Source organism: Candidatus Limimorpha sp. (assembly GCF_056203535.1).
The window spans coordinates 1-17621 of the sequence record NZ_JBADWU010000124.1 but is presented as its reverse complement, the minus strand read 5'-3'; the positions used below and the strand labels follow the sequence as shown (position 1 = coordinate 17621).

Genomic DNA, 17621 nt, shown 5'->3' with positions numbered 1-17621 from the left:
TTGCCTCAAGACGCATCGTGGGGTAAGGGGATTTTGTGCAACGGAAACACCTAAATGCCATTCCCTACGGCCTGAAGGCATCTTCCCGGCCTGCTACTTTGGAACTCATTACTCTTGCAGATCGGTTGCGGATTTAAGGAAAACAAGAAAAATAGTCGCCCAAAGCAACTTTTTTGTAAGTTTGCGCCCAAATTCAAAGAAAATGACAAACACTTGGCTGATTATCCTTTTGGTTTTGGGCGTGACAATTGCCGCCATCGCAACCTTTATCTTGCTACGGCTTTTGAAGATGAAAGAATCTGAAACCCAACGTGGACCAGCCGTCGAATTGAAAATGAACGCTTTGAAGATTATCCTGCCATTAAAAGTGCAGGCCTACGAGCGTTTCCTGCTTTATTTAGAGCGCGTGCAGCTGCCTGTTCTGGTGAAGCGCGTTTATGTACCGGGCATCGAAAAAGATGCTTTCCATTTGCAGCTTTTGCAGAATGTGCGCGAGGAATTTGAACATAATCTTGCGCAGCAGCTGTATGTCTCGCAATCCACTTGGAATGCCGTGAAAAATGCAAAAGAAGAACTTGTAAATCAGATAAATAGTACTTTTGAGCAATTGAAGGATGAAGATGTGCCGATTTTGGCACAGACTTTGGTTGCTCTACCCAATCCGAGCGTGGAGCAGGCTGTCGCCATCTTGAAACGCGATTTTGAACGTTTGCTTTGATGCGTGATGAGGTTTCCCGCTATGGTCAGTAACAAATAAAATATGTGAAATGAAATTTCTTGCTTCTCAAATCGCCGAATTGCTTTCGGGCAAAGTTGAAGGAAATCCGAATGCCGAAGTCAGCAATGTGGCAAAAATCGAAGAAGGTGCTCCCGGAATGTTGAGCTTCCTTGCCAATCCGAAATACACGCAGTACATTTACACCACAAAATCGTCGGTGGTGATTGTGAACGACAGTTTTGTCGCGAAGGCTCCCATTTCGGCCACGCTTATCCGTGTGCCTGACGCTTACGCGTCGTTTGCCAAGTTGCTGGCGATTTACGACCAGATTTCTCAGGAAAAGACGGGCGTGTCGTCGCTGGCTTTTGTCTCAGCCTCGGCAAAATGTGGCGAAAACATCTATCTCGGCGAATTTGCTTTTGTCGGCGAAAACGTCACGATTGGCAATAACGTGAAGATTTATCCTCAGGTTTATGTGGGCGACAACTCGGTTATCGGCGATGGAACGACGCTTTATCCGGGCGTAAAACTCTACCGTAATACGGTCATCGGGAAAAACTGCACGCTTCATGCAGGCGTGGTCCTTGGTGGCGATGGCTTCGGTTTTGCTCCTCAGCCTGATGGACATTATGATAAGATTCCGCAAGTAGGAAACGTGCTTGTCGATGATAATGTTGAGATTGGCGCCAACACCACGATTGACAGGGCCACGATGGGTTCGACACATATTCATAAAGGTGTGAAGTTAGACAATCTCATCATGGTGGCGCATAATGTTGAAATTGGTGAAAACACAGCTATGGCAGCCATGACGGGTGTCAGTGGTTCCACGCATATTGGAAAGAACTGCATTGTAGGCGGACAGACTGGTTTCGTCGGGCATCTGCATATTGCCGACAGAACGAGCTTCGGTGCGCAATCAGGCGTGCTGAGCAATATCAAGGAGCCAGGACTTTCGTTTATGGGAACACCGGCCATCCCTTACCGTCAGTTCTTGCATTCGTCGGTACGCTTCAAGCAGTTGGAGGAAATGTCGAACAGAATCAACGAGTTGGAGAAGAAACTGGCGCAGCTGGAGAATGAAAAATAATTGGCTTTCAAGCTCGTTTTTGTGCGAAATGGTGCCCCCCCTTTTTCATTAAAGTGCTTTTTTGGTGGATTTAAATGTTTTTTTACCTATTTTTGCACGCTTTTTTTGAGCTTCAAGTTTAGTTCTATGACAGAAAAACAGTGTACACTTAAAGAGAAAATCAGTATTCAAGGTACTGGTCTTCATACTCGTCAACAAGGCACGTTGACTTTCAATCCAGCTCCTGTCAATACGGGAATCCGTTTCCGCCGTATCGATTTGGAATGCCAGCCTATTATCGAAGCCGATGTTGACAATGTAATTGATACTTCACGAGGCACCACTCTCGGAAAAGGTGGTGTCAAGATATATACCGTTGAGCATGTCCTCGCATCGTTAAGAGGTATGGGAGTCGATAATGTGCTGATAGACATTGATGTAGAGGAAATGCCTATCATGGATGGCAGTAGCCGTGTGTTTGTCGAAGCCATCCGAAAGGCTGGAATCGTTGAACAAAATGCCGACCGTGACTATCTCGTGATAGAAGAACCTATTTCCTATAAAAACGAGGTCTTGGGCATTGAACTGAGCATCGAACCAAGCGATACTTTCATGGTTGATGTGGCTGTGAAATACAATACGAAAGTCCTTGATGAACAGTCGGCTTGCTTGCACGACATTAAGGATTTTGAAAAGGAAATAGCTCCGTGCCGTACTTTCGTTTTCCTTCATGAATTGGAAACGCTTTTGAGCCGTAATCTCATCAAAGGCGGCGATCTGACCAACGCCATTGTCTTTGTCGACAAAAATATTTCCGGTGAAGAGTTGGATCATATCGCAGCATTTTTCAAGATGCCAAAGGTTGTGGTTCAGGAATGTGGCATACTGAATAATGTGGAACTGAGTTTTGAAAACGAACCAGCCCGCCACAAATTGCTTGATGTGATTGGCGATATGACTTTGGTCGGCAAACCGATAAAAGGCCATGTGACAGCTTATAAACCAGGACATTTCTCCAATACGGCTTTTGCCCGCAAAATCAAACATACTTTGTTGGGTTAATTTGATGAATGAGTAAAAAGGAATCGGTCTCAGTCGGAGACCGATTTTTTTTGTGCCGTCTATTGGATATTTTCCTATTTTTGCAATTTCATAATAATTAAAATAGATGAATCAACCGTTAGCATATATTCATCCGAATGCGAAAATTGCTGAGGATGTGAAGATTGAGCCTTTCGCATGGATTGGCGAAGATGTTGAAATTGGCGAAGGCACATGGATTGGCCCCAATGTCACCATCATGGATGGAGCCAGAATCGGAAAGAATTGCAAGATTTTCCCGGGAGCAGTCGTTTCGGCTATCCCTCAGGATTTGAAATACAAAGGTGAAAAGACATATTGCTATATTGGCGACGGCACCACAATCCGCGAATCGGCTACCGTGAACAAGGGAACAATAGCAAGTGGGAAAACTGTTGTTGGAAAGAATTGTCTGCTGATGGCTTTCACTCATGTTGCCCACGATTGCTATTTGGGCGATAATGTGATTATGGCGAATGCCGCTACTTTGGCGGGTCATATCACTGTGGGTGATTGGGCGATTTTCGGCGGCTTATCGGCTGTGTCTCAGTTTGTCCGCATCGGTGCGCATGTCATGATTTCCGGCGGTGCCATGGTCAATAAGGACATTCCGCCATTTGTCAGGACGGGACCGAGCTATCCGGTCTGTTATGCGGGCGTCAATTCCATTGGCTTGTCGCGCAGAGGGTTTTCAAGGGAAAGAATCAATGCCATTCAAGATGTTTATCGGGTGATTTATAGTGTGGGCATGAATGTTTCCCAATCTGTCCAATACATTAAGGAAAATTTGCCGGAGTCGGAAGACCGTGACTTTATCATTGATTTCATCGAAAATTCCAAGATTGGAATCATGAAGAATTCTGTAACCAACGATTTGTAATTCAGCTTACATTTAGTTGCCGCTAACATTTTGGCTTTCTGTGATTTTGCAGTACTTTTTGGTATTGTTCATAGATTTGTTTACCAATTATTTCATTTGCAAAAGTTTGCTGTGCGTATTGTCGTATGGCTTCACGGTTGTATTTGCCGTAGGTGTCGAGCATTTGGTTCATGCCTTGCAAAAGAGCGTCTTCATCACCCGAATTGATTAAAATGCCACGATCGGAATTGACGATTTCAGCTATGCCGCCAACGTTAGTGGAAAGGACGGGCACACCTGAAGCGAAGGCTTCCACGATGACACAAGGAAGATTTTCAAAATTGGAGAAAAGGACAAAGAAATCGGTTTTTGAAAAGGCTTCTGCAACTTCTGTTGAGTTCTTTTTACCATGGAAGATGACACAATCATTAAGGCCGTGTTCTTTTACAAATGCCTTAAATTCAGGTGCTTCGTAATCGTGAATGACATGAAGTTCAAAATCTTCTCGTTGTTTACGTAGTTTTTCCACGACGCGCAAGATTCCGCTGAAATTCTTTGCTTCATCGCGCAAGGTGGAGATGTGAAGCATCCTTTTTTTGCCATTCTGAGTTGGTGTTCCAATTGTAAATGTCTTTGTGTCGACAAGGTTGTAGACGACTTGAAATTGATTGTGTATGCCGTTGCGTTCCATGTTGCGCTGCAAGTCGAGGCTGACGGGCAAAATTACTGAAGCATGGTTGGCGATGTTGACGATTTTTCGCTTTAGTCGGCCTCTCAGAATGTGCTGGTTCTGAGGTTGATAAATGGTCCAATGTTCGGTGAGGACGTAAGGATAGCCGAAAAGCCTGTGCCACAATAAAGCGACCTGTCCTAAAGGGAATGTAACGTGCAAGTGTATAAAATCGGGGGAGAAGTACTTCTTTTTGATGTAATGTAACCCATGTTGATACATCCTTAACATCTTGATTTTGCGCAAAATATTGTTTTTTGGCGGCCTGATGGCAATTTGAATGTGCGTGTACCTTTCCCCTTTGATTTCATGAATTTCAAATGATTGTTTTAAGTCTTTTCCGTCGCAAACGGACAGAATGACGGAGTGGCAGTCGTCAGGCAAAGCGTTGATTTGCCGCAAACAGAAATTTCCCAAGGTCGGGTCATCGGGTGTCGGGAACCAGCTTAACAGATGCAGAATGTTCATGGCGTAATTGGTTAGCAACTGTGTGCGTGAATGTTTACTTCAAAATATTTGGCTGGTGTTTCGTAGGGGACAAGTTTTTTTGTCTCGAAACTTTCCGGTAAGTAAACGGCGCACAAAGTGTTGGAAATGTGATAAATGTGTCCGCGTTTTTCGGCTGGCGCACCATCGAGGATGGCAGAAAGCACGTTCCAGCGAATGGTCTCTGGGTCAAGTGCGTAATCGTGCCACACGATAATGGATTTGTCATCTTTCAAAAGCCTGAAGGCTGTTTGTGTATCTTTTTTCACGGCTTCGTAATGATGATCGCCATCAACAAAAACCATGTCGTATCGGCCAAAATGCTTTGAAAAATCAAAATCCAAGGAATTGCCGAAAATCTGCTGTACGTTGTTAAGACATTTGCTGAAGAAGCAATGAAGGTCAGCATAATCTTGATTATGAGTTAGTTCAACGATGTCTTTCAAAGGTAAATTCAGAGTGACGCAATGTGGAACTATATCAGCTACATTCGCCACGCTTTCGCCGCGCCATGTGCCGATTTCAAAATAGTTTTGCACCTGATATTTGCGTGCCAAGGCTTTCAGCAAGGCAATGTCGATGGGCATGGTCGCCCCAGAAAGATAAGCGTAAGGGGTCGCCGTTTCGTTGAAATCAGGGAACAATTGATTGATTTCAATTACAGGCAGCCCATCGGCGAAACCATGACGGCGTATGACTTCTTCTTTGCTGGTGTCTTCGTCTTGAAGGACCAGATTGAGCAGGTATGGATGACGGCAAATCAGCCCGATGGCTTTTGCGAATTTTTGCAGTTTATTCATTTTCAGAGCTTTTGTTAAAAAACTGATTTTTGAGTTCAGAGAAATAATCGGTTACTTCCGTTTTGGTCAGGATGAAATCTCGCCATTTGAAATTGGATTCTTTAAGGAAGAAACAGAACAGGAAAATGGCGTTGACCGAATAGGAAATGGTTGATGTCAATGCAGCACCGGCCACATCGAGGCGTGGAATCAACGTGAAGCCTAAGACGAAAGTGATGGCGAGGCCGCAAAGCGAGGCAAAGGTGTTCATTTGGTAACGGCCAATGCCGGAATAATAATGCCCTAAGATTAGGAAGACGCAGTAAAGCAGCACGCCTGGCGCCAAAATTCGGATGATGTTGGCCATTTCGCCAAACTCGTCGCCAAACACGAAGATGTAGACTTGTGGAGGCAAAAGAGCCAAAACAATAACCGCCAAAGCGGAGATGGCGAGGCAGATTTTTGTCAAGTCGAGGGTGAGTATTTGCGCGTAGCGGCGGTCGTCGGTGTTGGCGATGTGTGCATATTGCACCAAAGCGATGCTGTTGCTGATAATCCAAATGGCTTCGGCCAATGAGACGGCATTTGAGAAAACTCCTACACGTCCCTTATCCATGTAGTTGTCAAGGAGATAATAACTCAAGCGAAGATTGAAAAACTGGACGAAATGTCCTGTCTGATTAAGAAACCCGTATTTGAAAAGATCTTTCAATACACCTTGATAGTCGGTTTTTTTACCGATTTTCAAGTTCGCATATTCATCACGTAGCATCCAAATACCCAACAGGAAAGAACCTGAGTAGGCAGCATAAAGTGCTATGATATAACCATATATGTCAGTCTTTTTCAGAAAGACGTAATAAATCAATAGAGTGAAAATAATTAGGACGGGCTGCAAAAGGGTGTTGTAGTTGGCTTTCTTGATTTCCTCTTTGCCAATCAGATAACGGAAATTGATTCCGCTGAGTGAGGAGATGAGCGAAAGAATGGCGACGTGAATGACCAAATCGGCATTCAAACCTGGATAAAACTGCCCGATGGCAAAACCCATGATAACCGCAATCAAACTTGACCAAAGGGCAGATGGAATGAGAATCTGCTTGAAAGTATGGCGCGGCGTCAGTAATACGATGCTCTCGCCACTGACGATTTCGGAGAAAATCAAGATGAAGGTGATGGTGGTCAGCAGGATGGATTGCGTGCCTTTGCCCACATCGCCTATGGTTTGCGAAAGCACGACGGCAATCAGAAAGTTGATGATTGCAGCTGCGATTTTTGTTCCGAAAGTATTGAGAATCTTTTTAAACACCGTTGCTGATGGTTAGTTTGCAAAATATTTGCAAAAATAGGGATATTTATCTGAAAAGCAAAACACTTTCGCCTTTGCAAAAATTATCGATAGCTTCAAGGGCATGGCTTAACCGGAAATCGCCTTTGCCGCTGACGATGAAATAGTTGGCGCAGATTTCATTCAAAATTTTCTGATAAAGGGTGAAGATTGTTTTTCGTTCTTCCAAATCTGGATTTTCGCGCAAGGGATCGAATGTCCACTGCAAATCCGTGTCGCAAAGCAAGTAAAGGTCGAAATCTTGCTTTTGCACAAGGTCTTCGATTTCCTTTGGCGTTTGGTTGAAAACGTATTCGCACCACACCTTGTTCACTATGGCTTCCGTGTCGGAAATAAGAATTTCTTTGTCTCTTTTTGTCGCTTCATCAATGCTTCTTTGTTGCCCTTTTGCAATGGCAATCACATCGTTAATGCCGTATTTTCCATGGAAATCTTTCAGATACTCCCTTGAATATTCGGGGACGAAATCGGTGTGAAAATGTGCGGCAAGTTGTTCGGCAAGCATCGTTTTGCCCGTGGATTCGGGGCCGAGAATGGCTATTTTAAGCATTTTGCAAGCCCTCCTTTCTCCATTTGAAATAGCCGACGAAAGCTAAAACCGTCAATGCCGTGAAAAGGACGGCAGTAGGGTAGAGGCCTTTGTAAATGTAAAGAATGGTTGAAACGGCATCGACGATAATCCAGAAAATCCAGTTCTCGATGTATTTTTTTGCTAAAAGCCATGTTGCGGTAATGCTGAGTGCGGTAGTGAAGGCGTCGCCAGCGGGTATGGGCGAGTCGGTGAAACGTTTCAGAATCAGATAAATGAGTGCGAATAGAATTGCGGAAACAATGATGCTGAGGGATAATGATTTTTTCGTCAATTTGTTGACGGTGAGTTTGCTATCATTGTTTTCGCGCTTGGTCAGCCAAAGATACCAGCCGTAAATGCTGACGGCGAGGTAATAGAATTGGAAACTCATGTCAGCGTAGAATTTGGCTTGGTAGAATACATAAATGTAAAGCAAAACCATCAGTATGGAGGTGAGCCAATACCAATGGCTTTGCTTGATTTGTAATCCGATGCCGACCAATCCGAGGATTGCCGCTATGATTTCAACCCAATCCATTTAGCGCATATCGATGACATCAACTTTCGGGTGAGCCTTTTCGTCGAAAGTGAAGAATTTTGCTTCAAGATTCTGGTCGAAAACGGTTTTCTTGATTTTGATAGTGAAAGCATCGCCGCTGCGATTGCTGATGGTGGCGCTGACAATTTCGAGTTTCGCCTCGTTGATTTTCAGCGTCACTTTGCTGAATTCGCCTTTCGGGTTGCTCATTTCAACGACTTTGATGCCTTTTTCGCTGCTCTTGCCGTATTTCATGGTGTAGTCCTTGTCGTAGGTCGTGAGCAGTTTAATGGGCGTGATGATGTTTTCGTCATCGCTTGGGTTGCTGACCATGACTTCTTCACTGTCAGGAAGATAAGTCCACATGATTTTGCCGTCGGAGATAATCTGTTGACCTTCGACTTCCAATTTGTAGGCATCGCCTTGTAGGTATGCAGTTCCCGAAGCACTTTCGGTGACGGCGATGGTCTCGTTGCTCATGTCGTAATCGAAGACAAATTCAACGTTCTTGTGCTTGTTGATTTTATCGATGGTTTTCTTGACCAATTCACTGGCCATGGTTTGGGCTTGCAGTGCGCCAACCATAAAGGTCAGAATGATTCCGATGATTGTAGTTGCCTTTTTCATATTAAATTCCGCTATCTCTGTTATAAAGGTCACGCAAAATCTGTTCCAAAGCTGTTTCGTTGGCAACTTTTACTTCACGGGTCTTACTGCCTGCAAATGGGCCGACAATGCCCGCAGCTTCCAGTTGGTCGATGATGCGGCCTGCGCGGTTGTAACCGAGTTTCAGTTTGCGTTGAATCATGGATGTTGAGCCTTGCTGAGTCTGCACGACGATATGTGCGGCTTCTTCAAAGAGGCTGTCGCGGTCGCCGTCGTCTTCATCAAAGTTACCACCATCGCTTTCCTCGTCTGGCACTTCAGGCAGCATGAATGCTTCTGGATAACCGCGTTGCGCACCGATGAACTCGGTCACGGCTTCCACTTCAGGTGTGTCGATGAATGCGCATTGCAGACGTACCATATCGTTGCCGGTCGAGATAAGCATGTCACCTTTACCGATGAGTTGGTTGGCACCCGTGGCATCGAGAATGGTCTTTGAGTCGACGGACGAAATGACGCGGAAAGCGATACGAGCCGGGAAATTGGCCTTGATGGAGCCAGTGATGACGTTCACCGAAGGACGTTGTGTAGCGATAATCAGGTGAATGCCAATGGCGCGGGCCAATTGTGCGAGACGCGCAATCGGTGCTTCAACATCGCGGCCTGCCGTCATAATGAGGTCGCAGAATTCATCGACAATCAAGACAATGTAAGGCAGGAAACGGTGGCCTTCGGTTGGCAACAGACGGCGAGCCTTGAATTTTTCGTTGTACTCGATAATGTTGCGGCATTCGGCTTGCTTGAGCAGGTCGTAACGCTGGTCCATCTCGATGCAAAGTGAGTTGAGCGTGCGCACAACTTTCTTAGTATCGGTGATGATGGCATCTTCAGAATCAGGCAGTTTGGCTAAATAGTGACGTTCGATGCGGTTGTATAAGGTCAGTTCAACCTTTTTCGGGTCGACCATGACGAATTTCAATTCAGAAGGGTGCTTGCTGTAAAGCAGAGAGGCGACTATGGCGTTCAAGCCGACGGATTTACCTTGACCAGTTGCACCAGCCATCAGGATGTGAGGCATTTTGGCCAAATCGAAGACGTAAGTCTCGTTGGAAATGGTCTTGCCTATGGCGCAAGGAAGAGCGTATTTCGAGGTCTGGAATTTCTCCGAACTCAGCACGCTTTTCATAGGAACCGTTTCGGGCTTGCTGTTCGGGACTTCGATACCGATGGTGCCTTTGCCTGGAATCGGGGCGATGATACGGATGCCCAAAGCGGCCAGACTCAGGGCAATGTCGTCTTCCAAATTCTTAATTTTCGAGATTCTGACACCAGCTGCCGGAACTATTTCGTACAAAGTGACGGTTGGCCCGATAGTGGCTTTAATCTTATCAATGGCAATGCCGTAATTGCCAAGGGTTTCCACAATCTTGTTCTTGTTGGCTTCAAGTTCCTCGCTGTTGATTTCGTTTTTCCTGCCGCCGTAGTCTTTCAAAAGGTCTAAGGTCGGAAATTGGAAGTCGCGCAGTTCATAATGTGGGTCGAAAGGAGTGTCGACCGTGTGATGCTCTTTTTCCTGAACAGGCTCAACGGTCTTTTCCTCTTCGGCTTTTTCGATGACTAATTTGACATCGCTGGCAGGTTCGGGTTGCTCCGTTTTCGGTTGTTCAATGATAACGGGCGTCTCTTTTGCGGGCGATGGAATGTCAACGATTTGAGCGGTTTCCTGCTCTTCATGAGTGATGGTCCTAATAGTAAACTCAGGCTCTGGTTCGTTGACATCATCCTCATCCTTAGGCTGTTCGACTTCAAATTCAACCTTTGGCGGGCGGACGATAACGTTTTCCCGATGCTCGTTTTCTGCAACGGGAGGCACGATTTCCATTTCAGGCTCTTTGCGGTAGGATGTGATAGGGGGAAGGTCGTCTTCGTTTTCGTCCTCAATATGAAAATCGTTGTTATTCGGAATGATAGGATTTTCTTCGATAGAATTCTGATTTTCAGTTTCTTGATGTAATGCTTCCTTTTTCGCTTCGGCTTCGGCCTTGCGTGCCGCCCTTTGCTCCTTGAGTTTGCGGAAATAGGCAAAAGTGATGTTGAACTGATAAATGGCGAAAATCAGGAAAGTGAACACGAGTACGAGAATGACACCTGCTCGGCCGATGTAATTGCTGAGGTTCGTGTTGAGCCAAGCACCTGTTGCGCCGCCGAAAATGGCACATTTCGGAGCAGGAATGAAAGCAAAAAACAATGGGAACCAAACTAATGACAGCAGGGCGTATTTCCATACTCTCCAAAGTCTTATTCTGCTGTTGACCAATAGTTTGAAAGCAATGACAAGAACTAAGTAAACAAAGAAAAACGCACCAATGCCAAACGATTCCTTGATGAGTGTCTGGGCGAGCCATGCGCCAAGGCTTCCCGTGCGGTTGTCCAAGTTCAAATCCTTGCTAAAGACTTGTGCGCCAAATTCTTGGTGATGACCGCTGAAGAAACTGCCGAAATATGAAATGAAAGCGACAAAAAGAAAAATTGCCAAGCACAGAAGCAGAATCCCGATAATGATTCTTGCCCTGCCTTCCGATGGCTTTTTCTCCTTTTTCTCTTTTGGAGGCTTGCTTTTCGGCTCTTTCTGAGGTTTTTTTTGCTTTTTCCCCTCGGACTTTTTTTCTTCTTTAATCGGAATTTCCTCTATGATCGGTTTTTCTTCAATTGCTGGTTTTTCAGCAGGTTTTTCCCTTAATGTGTTTTCTCTTTTACCAGTTGCCATTTTTTCTTCTCTTATATTGAATGGGCAAAATTACGCAAAAATTCTTATTTAGGTATTCTGAACATCCTGTTCCAACGGATGCCGCCGTTTTCCTTGTCTAATGATAACCAAACGAATACTGCCTTTCCAACGATGTGGTTTTCAGGGACAAAGCCCCAATAACGCGAGTCGGCGGAATTGTGGCGGTTGTCGCCCATCATCCAATAGTAATCCATTTCAAAGGTGTAGGAATCAGCTGGTTGACCATCGATGAAAATCTTGTCGCCTTCAACCTTCAGGTCGTGAAGCTCGTAGGCGTGGATGACGCGCTCGTAGAACGGCAGATTTCCGGTGTTCAAAGCCACGGTGACGCCTTTCTTTGGCAGCACGATTGGGCCGTAATTGTCGACATTCCAAGGATATAAGTCTGGGCGATGCGGGAACAGTTCGTAGTTGGTGCCCTCTCCCGCAGGTGTGATGATTTCCGTTGCTTCGGTGATGAAAGGCAGTTTGCGCAGTTCTTCGGCCACTTTTTCGCTAATGTTGAGGACAAATTCGTTGGCTTTGTTTGTGGCGTAACCTTCGGTGATGTTGTATTTGTCCAGAATCTTCTTGTTGATGCCGCCGCCTGAGGTAACAACCTTGTAATTATGTTGCATGTTTTCAGGCTGGTAACTCATTTCGCCATCAATGTAAACGACGCCATCGATGATTTGCAGCGTGTCGCCTGGCATACCGATAAGACGCTTGATGTAGTTTTCGCGCTTGTCGACGGGATGCGAAATGACCTTGCCGAAATTCTCGTGGTCGTTCCAAACGCGCTCGCGGCCATATTCGCGGACCAAGTCATAATAACTGACGCTGCTCTGGTAAATGTCGCAAACCGTGTCGCCGGCAGGATAATTGAATACGATTGGGTCGTAACGCTTTATGTGTGAGGTGCCTGGATAGCGGTGATATGGCAATTTAATCCATTCCAGATACGACTTCGCAGTTTTGCTTCCCGGCAAGGTGTTGTGGACGAATGGGAACGAAAGTGGTGTGTTAGGCCCTTTAGGACCGAAATGTATCTTACTGACAATGAGGTAGTCGCCGACGCAAAGTGATTTCTCCATACTTGATGTCGGGATGGTGAAGGCCTCAAAGACGTATGTCCTGATAATCATGGCGGCAACCACGGCGAAAACGATGGCATCAAACCATTCGCGTGCTGTCGATTTCTTCGGACGGTTGTCGGTGGCTGGGTCTTTGTAAGTGGCGCCTTGTTTGGCAATCATCGGGAAAAACACGTAGGGCAGAATGGCGGCCATGCCTTCTTCCCAAACCTTGAATTTGCCGAAACATTTTCCTAACTCAATGAGCATCAGGAACAACATGAAAATGTTGATGTAAGGGAAGACGATGAAAAACCACCACCAGAACTTTTTCTGCTTGCCGATGATTTTCAGCAAAACGTAAATGTTGTAGTAGGGGATAAGGGCGTAATAGCCTTTCTGACCGGCTGCTTCAAATTGCTTCCAGCAGAAGGCAATCGGGATGGTGAACAGCAGCGGAACTAAAAATATGAAAAGTATGAGTGACATGATTTTGAGTGTTTTATCTGTTGTTTAACGTGCGTTTTCTGATTATCGTATTTAGATTTGCATTAAATCGTCCATGGTGAAGCAGCCCGTTTTCCCGATGAGGAATTCGGCGGCGACCAAAGCGCCTACGGCAAAACCTTGACGGCTGAAAGCCTCGTGTGTCAAGGTGATTTCGTCGACTTCGGAATGTGCTTTCACGCTGTGAATGCCGTTCACTTCGCCTTCGCGGATGGCCGTGACGGGCAAGATGCCTTCACCATTTGCGTCAAGGCTCCAGGATTGGTAGTCGTTATTGACGGCAATGATGTCGTTGGCCAGTTTTACGGCGGTGCCGCTGGGCTTGTCGAATTTGTGGATGTGATGCGTTTCGGAAAGCGAAAGCCGGTAATTGTAAGTCTCGGCGAATTTGGCAATCAACTTGTTTATTTTGAACATCATGTTCATGCCGATGCTGAAATTCGGTGCGTAAAACAGGCTTTGTTTTTCATCGGCGCAGCGTTTGCTGATGGCGTCGAAATGATTGTACCATGCCGTTGTGCCGACCACTACGGGCAGATGCAAATCGAAGCAGCGGCTAATGTTGCCGGCGGCTTGGTCGGGCTGACTGAAATCGATGGCGACATCGGCTTGTTTCAGTTGCTCAAATCTTTCCGTCCATTCCTGTCCGTTGTCGATGGTAACGACGATTTGGTGACCGCGTTGCATGGCGGCTTTTTCCACTTCGTGTCCCATCTTTCCATATCCTAATAATGCTATTTTCATTTTAAAAAGTCAGTTTGAATGATAATCCGGCTTGCGCGAGCGGTGCATTTGGGTAGAATCCTCTCTCAGTTGATAACATCGGGTCAATGCTGAAACTCAAGTCATCGCTAATGTCGTAATTATAGAGATGCCCATCAACGCAGGCGTCAATGATGTTTAGGCCGTACCAAGCTGCAAGAATGATTGTATATAATTCAAAATCATGTCGGTATGATTCCTTATAGGCCTGAAGCTGTTCCTTTCCGTAACGTTCCGCCAAGTCTTTTTCATGTTGTGTCAGCGGACCGGAATAGCCTTCCGGGTCGCTTTTGTATTTGTAGGCATTCAGGCAGCTGATGTATTCTCGGTGATTGCTCAACGACTTGTAGCCAATGCCACCAATTCCAGCATAAATAATTGGCACTTTCCACCATTTGCGGTTGTAAATCTGTCCTAATCCAGGCAGACATGCCGACATGATGGTGGCTTTCTTCGGATTATGTGGTTTCTTGGCTTTCGGTACTTTTACTTCTGTCGTTTCATCGGGTTTGTCAACAGTTGTCATTGGTGACATAATGAATTTTGCTGTTTCAGGCTGATTTACAGTGTCTGAAACATTGACTTGAGCCTTTAGGTCGAGGATACCGATCAGGAGAACAAAACCAAAAAGTAAAATTATGCGCCTCACCATGTCTTATTTTCTGTTGAACAGTTCCATGATGCGGTCGAATTCGGCTTCGTCCTTGAAGTCGATGACCAGGCTGCCTTTTCCCGTCAGGCTGCGGTTGACCTTGACCTTGGTGTTGAGCGTTTGCGACAGCGTCTTGATTTTGCTCTTGAAGTTTTCGGGCAGGAAATTGGTCTGTTTCTTTTCCTTTTTGTCCTTGCTGGTTTCTTTCGCCTTATCGGCCATTTCTTCGGTCTCGCGCACGCTCAGTTCGTCTTCAATGATTTTCTGCAAGAGCTTGAGTTGCTGTTCCTTGTCCTCAATATTGATTAAGGCGCGGGCGTGGCCCATCGTGATGTGGCCGTCGCGGATGGCAATCTGCACCTCTGGCGGCAACTTCAGCAGGCGAAGGAAATTGGCGACGGCGCTGCGGCTCTTGCCCACCTTTTCGCTGACTTCTTCCTGCGTCATGTTACATTCGGCGATGAGACGCTGGTAGGAAATGGCAACCTCGATGGCGTTGAGGTTCTCGCGGTGAATGTTTTCGATGAGGGCGAGTTCAAGCATCTGCTCGTCGTTGGCTACGCGGATGAAAACAGGAATCTTCGACAATCCGGCCAGTTTCGATGCCCTCAAACGGCGTTCACCGGAAATGAGCTGATATTTGTTGTAGCCAAGTTTGCGGACGGTAACGGGCTGAATGACACCTTGTTCCTTGATGGAGGCAGCCAATTCGTTCAAGGCTGTTTCGTCGAATTCCGTTCTTGGCTGAAAAGGGTTGGTCTCGATGAGGTTGATGTCGATTTCGGCAACGGCACCTACAACGTAATTGCCTGATATGTCTTTACTTGTGATGTCTGTTTCGGGACTTCCCAAAATGGCGTCGAGGCCGCGGCCCATGGCTTTTCTGTTTTTATCTGACATGATGCGTTAGTTTTTGGTTCCAATGTTGTTTTTGTCAAGTATTTCGCGGGCAAGGTTCAGGTAGTTGATGGCGCCAATGCTGGCGGCATCGTGCATGATGATGGTCTTGCCAAAACTCGGTGCTTCGCCCAAACGCGTGTTGCGGTTGATGATGGTGTCGAAAACCATGTCCTGGAAGTGCATTTTTACTTCTTCGACGACTTGCTTTGAAAGGCGCAGACGTGTGTCGAACATGGTCAGCAGGATGCCTTCGATGTCAAGGTCGGGATTGAGGCGGTTTTGCACTATCTTAATGGTGTTGAGCAGTTTGCCGAGGCCTTCCAAGGCGAAATATTCGCACTGCACGGGAATGATGACCGAATCGGCAGCCGTGAGCGAGTTAACTGTCACGAGGCCAAGCGAAGGCGAACAGTCGATGATGATGAACTCGTAATCGTTTTTGATGTCGGCCAAGGCTTTTTTCATCATCTGTTCGCGTTCCGCCATGTTGATCATTTCGATTTCGGCGCCGACCAAATCGATGTGGGCGGGCAGAAGATAAAGATTCGGCGTTTCGGTCTCGGTGATGATGGTGCGCGGGTCGACGCCGTCGATGATACATTCGTAGATGCTTGTTTCTACTGTCTTTGGGTCGAAGCCGACGCCCGAAGTCGCATTGGCCTGAGGGTCAGCGTCGATGAGCAGCGTCTTGTGCTCGAGTACGGCTAAACTTGCCGAAAGATTGATGGCCGTTGTGGTCTTTCCCACACCGCCTTTTTGGTTTGCTATTGCGATAATCTTACCCATATATTGTTTCTGTTCCTATTCTAATTTTAAGCCTACAAAAGTACGCAAAATAGTTCGGATTATTGCCGTTTTGTGCCGAAAGTTATCAACAAAATGAAAAAGTGTTGATAAATGTATGAGCATGTCAAATCGTTGCGCTGTAAAAGTAATCTAAATATGATCAGCTACTCGTTTTTGGAATGATAGGGATTTAGTCTATGCCAAGCACATGATAGATGGAGTTGTCCAACGATTCCATCTGCTTCAGTACATAATGTCTTTTGGCTCTTTTCTCATAGCAAGAGCCAAGTGCAGAAGAAGCCTTGAGGACATAGGAACGCAAGGCATCAGCATCCTTTTTGTTGATATGCCTGAACAGACCTGAAAAAGAGTTCCATGCTTCCCTATATGTCTCGGAAGGCATTTCGTACAGTCTGTCGTGAATTTCAGACAGTTCCCTAAGTCGGTTGATGTATTTGCTTTCGATCCCATAACCGTTCATGTAATAGGCGAACAGGTAGGCTTTGGCTTCAAGCGGCATTAGTTCATAGAAAGCGTACCTTAGCAGGTCTTCATCGGAAAGGTCGGAAGGCATGATGCCTAGGCTTGTGAATTTGTCAACAGACTTATCACTTACCTTGAGCATCTTCTTGTACAACCTAATGTTGACTCCAAAACCTTTCAGCCAATCGTCGGCATAGTGGAAACATTCGTGGTATAGGATTATTTTCGAGGCTTTCTCGCTCGTGCTGTCCCAATTGATGATGATTCTCTTTTTCTTCGAGTCATAGTCGCCGCGCGAATCGCCTCCCGGCTCGATTTTCCGCAATGTGACGTAGCATCCGGGGACATAGTATGTCTTCGGATTGAAATTTTCGGATTTAAACGCACAAAGTGCCTTTTTTGCGTATGTTTCGGCAAATTCCAGTACCTTTTCGTCTATAGAAGGTTCTTTTGCGACAGACTTTCGTTCCGTCTTTTCGAACATTTTAATTGTTTTACAAACCATTGATTGAATTTTTTGATGTTATTTTTTTTGGAAAGCAGACAGATGGCAGTCCTAAAAATACCGTTTCTTATGCTTTCCGCCGGCAAAGATAAGCGGTATGCATCGTTACGGATGGGGCGGAGCAGGAGCTTTTTTTCACAAATTGGCATTAGACGTAGCCAGCAACCCAAACAGAATGTCTTGACCAAGCAGAAATTTCGTCTCATTGAGGCTATTCATCAATACTGCAATCATAATCTTTTCATTTTTTCATAGGTATTATTGTCTTACCCTGAAAAAGGTTGACTCAAAAAGACAAGAGTCAAGGATGTATCAGTTACACACAGAGAAACAGCAAAAGTACTTCAAGGAAGTCATCCGCCTCCACTATGAAGAGGGATACGGAGAAAACCGGATTGCCAG

The 17621-nt window shown here is 45.8% G+C and carries 17 protein-coding genes; 4 read left to right on the top strand and 13 right to left on the bottom strand.

The features are described 5' to 3' along the window. Positions 1-202: 202 nt before the first annotated feature. The 4 genes from AC06MN_RS15370 (at position 203) to lpxA (ending at position 3747) form a co-directional block, all read left to right on the top strand. Positions 203-718: a DUF7935 family protein gene (locus AC06MN_RS15370; protein WP_475673259.1), complete on the top strand. Its 516-nt coding sequence runs from the start codon at positions 203-205 to the stop codon at positions 716-718. A gap of 49 nt (positions 719-767) precedes the next feature. Further along, entirely contained in the window at positions 768-1808 is a 1041-nt protein-coding gene (gene lpxD / locus AC06MN_RS15365) for a UDP-3-O-(3-hydroxymyristoyl)glucosamine N-acyltransferase (protein ID WP_475673258.1), read from the top strand. Between the two features lie 126 nt (positions 1809-1934). Beyond that, positions 1935-2849, top strand: coding sequence for a UDP-3-O-acyl-N-acetylglucosamine deacetylase (gene lpxC / locus AC06MN_RS15360; protein ID WP_475673257.1), 915 nt, complete (start codon positions 1935-1937; stop codon positions 2847-2849). A gap of 106 nt (positions 2850-2955) precedes the next feature. Further along, entirely contained in the window at positions 2956-3747 is a 792-nt protein-coding gene (gene lpxA, locus AC06MN_RS15355) for an acyl-ACP--UDP-N-acetylglucosamine O-acyltransferase (protein ID WP_475673256.1), read from the top strand. Between the two features lie 22 nt (positions 3748-3769). Here the strand turns inward: lpxA and AC06MN_RS15350 are convergent, their stop codons facing one another. The 13 genes from AC06MN_RS15350 to AC06MN_RS15290 all read right to left on the bottom strand — a co-directional run bounded on the left by AC06MN_RS15350 (position 3770) and on the right by AC06MN_RS15290 (position 17198). Beyond that, positions 3770-4924, bottom strand: coding sequence for a glycosyltransferase (locus AC06MN_RS15350; RefSeq protein ID WP_475673255.1), 1155 nt, complete (start codon positions 4922-4924; stop codon positions 3770-3772). 11 nt (positions 4925-4935) lie between these two features. Beyond that, complete coding sequence (locus tag AC06MN_RS15345; protein ID WP_475673254.1) at positions 4936-5742, bottom strand: class I SAM-dependent methyltransferase; 807 nt, start codon at positions 5740-5742, stop codon at positions 4936-4938. Further along, the gene (locus AC06MN_RS15340; protein ID WP_475673253.1) at positions 5735-7030 is read right to left on the bottom strand and encodes a lipid II flippase MurJ; all 1296 of its coding nucleotides are present in this window, start codon (positions 7028-7030) and stop codon (positions 5735-5737) included. The genes AC06MN_RS15345 and AC06MN_RS15340 overlap by 8 nt, the downstream gene beginning before the upstream one ends. 46 nt (positions 7031-7076) lie before the next feature. Further along, complete coding sequence (locus AC06MN_RS15335; RefSeq protein WP_475673252.1) at positions 7077-7619, bottom strand: AAA family ATPase; 543 nt, start codon at positions 7617-7619, stop codon at positions 7077-7079. After that, a complete protein-coding gene (gene pnuC / locus AC06MN_RS15330) occupies positions 7612-8178 on the bottom strand; it encodes a nicotinamide riboside transporter PnuC (protein WP_475673251.1) in 567 nt (188 codons plus the stop codon). Before pnuC ends, AC06MN_RS15335 begins: the two co-directional genes overlap by 8 nt. After that, on the bottom strand, positions 8179-8805 hold the full coding sequence (gene lolA1, locus AC06MN_RS15325; protein ID WP_475673250.1) for an outer membrane lipoprotein periplasmic chaperone LolA1: 627 nt from the start codon (positions 8803-8805) through the stop codon (positions 8179-8181). A 1-nt stretch (position 8806) separates the two neighbouring features. Continuing rightward, a complete protein-coding gene (locus AC06MN_RS15320; protein ID WP_475673249.1) occupies positions 8807-11551 on the bottom strand; it encodes an FtsK/SpoIIIE family DNA translocase in 2745 nt (914 codons plus the stop codon). Between the two features lie 44 nt (positions 11552-11595). Further along, a complete protein-coding gene (lepB, locus tag AC06MN_RS15315; protein ID WP_475673248.1) occupies positions 11596-13113 on the bottom strand; it encodes a signal peptidase I in 1518 nt (505 codons plus the stop codon). 51 nt (positions 13114-13164) lie between these two features. Further along, the gene (locus tag AC06MN_RS15310; protein ID WP_475673247.1) at positions 13165-13875 is read right to left on the bottom strand and encodes a 4-hydroxy-tetrahydrodipicolinate reductase; all 711 of its coding nucleotides are present in this window, start codon (positions 13873-13875) and stop codon (positions 13165-13167) included. A 1-nt stretch (position 13876) separates the two neighbouring features. Next, the gene (locus AC06MN_RS15305) at positions 13877-14419 is read right to left on the bottom strand and encodes a DUF5683 domain-containing protein (RefSeq protein WP_475673246.1); all 543 of its coding nucleotides are present in this window, start codon (positions 14417-14419) and stop codon (positions 13877-13879) included. Between the two features lie 129 nt (positions 14420-14548). Next, the gene (locus AC06MN_RS15300; RefSeq protein WP_475673245.1) at positions 14549-15445 is read right to left on the bottom strand and encodes a ParB/RepB/Spo0J family partition protein; all 897 of its coding nucleotides are present in this window, start codon (positions 15443-15445) and stop codon (positions 14549-14551) included. A gap of 6 nt (positions 15446-15451) precedes the next feature. Then, a complete protein-coding gene (locus AC06MN_RS15295) occupies positions 15452-16231 on the bottom strand; it encodes a ParA family protein (protein ID WP_475673244.1) in 780 nt (259 codons plus the stop codon). Positions 16232-16421: 190 nt separating this feature from the next. Next, complete coding sequence (locus AC06MN_RS15290) at positions 16422-17198, bottom strand: hypothetical protein (RefSeq protein ID WP_475673243.1); 777 nt, start codon at positions 17196-17198, stop codon at positions 16422-16424. Positions 17199-17621 lie beyond the last annotated feature (423 nt).

Excerpts from the sequence above, each read along its gene's own strand:
- AC06MN_RS15370 (WP_475673259.1), top strand. The coding sequence starts at position 203 with ATGACAAACACTTGGCTGATTATCCTTTTGGTTTTGGGCGTGACAATT.
- lpxD (WP_475673258.1), top strand. The coding sequence starts at position 768 with ATGAAATTTCTTGCTTCTCAAATCGCCGAATTGCTTTCGGGCAAAGTT.
- lpxC (WP_475673257.1), top strand. The coding sequence starts at position 1,935 with ATGACAGAAAAACAGTGTACACTTAAAGAGAAAATCAGTATTCAAGGT.
- lpxA (WP_475673256.1), top strand. The coding sequence starts at position 2,956 with ATGAATCAACCGTTAGCATATATTCATCCGAATGCGAAAATTGCTGAG.
- AC06MN_RS15350 (WP_475673255.1), bottom strand. The coding sequence starts at position 4,924 with ATGAACATTCTGCATCTGTTAAGCTGGTTCCCGACACCCGATGACCCG.
- AC06MN_RS15345 (WP_475673254.1), bottom strand. The coding sequence starts at position 5,742 with ATGAATAAACTGCAAAAATTCGCAAAAGCCATCGGGCTGATTTGCCGT.
- AC06MN_RS15335 (WP_475673252.1), bottom strand. The coding sequence starts at position 7,619 with ATGCTTAAAATAGCCATTCTCGGCCCCGAATCCACGGGCAAAACGATG.
- pnuC (WP_475673251.1), bottom strand. The coding sequence starts at position 8,178 with ATGGATTGGGTTGAAATCATAGCGGCAATCCTCGGATTGGTCGGCATC.
- lolA1 (WP_475673250.1), bottom strand. The coding sequence starts at position 8,805 with ATGAAAAAGGCAACTACAATCATCGGAATCATTCTGACCTTTATGGTT.
- AC06MN_RS15320 (WP_475673249.1), bottom strand. The coding sequence starts at position 11,551 with ATGGCAACTGGTAAAAGAGAAAACACATTAAGGGAAAAACCTGCTGAA.
- lepB (WP_475673248.1), bottom strand. The coding sequence starts at position 13,113 with ATGTCACTCATACTTTTCATATTTTTAGTTCCGCTGCTGTTCACCATC.
- AC06MN_RS15310 (WP_475673247.1), bottom strand. The coding sequence starts at position 13,875 with ATGAAAATAGCATTATTAGGATATGGAAAGATGGGACACGAAGTGGAA.
- AC06MN_RS15305 (WP_475673246.1), bottom strand. The coding sequence starts at position 14,419 with ATGACAACTGTTGACAAACCCGATGAAACGACAGAAGTAAAAGTACCG.
- AC06MN_RS15300 (WP_475673245.1), bottom strand. The coding sequence starts at position 15,445 with ATGTCAGATAAAAACAGAAAAGCCATGGGCCGCGGCCTCGACGCCATT.
- AC06MN_RS15295 (WP_475673244.1), bottom strand. The coding sequence starts at position 16,231 with ATGGGTAAGATTATCGCAATAGCAAACCAAAAAGGCGGTGTGGGAAAG.
- AC06MN_RS15290 (WP_475673243.1), bottom strand. The coding sequence starts at position 17,198 with ATGTTCGAAAAGACGGAACGAAAGTCTGTCGCAAAAGAACCTTCTATA.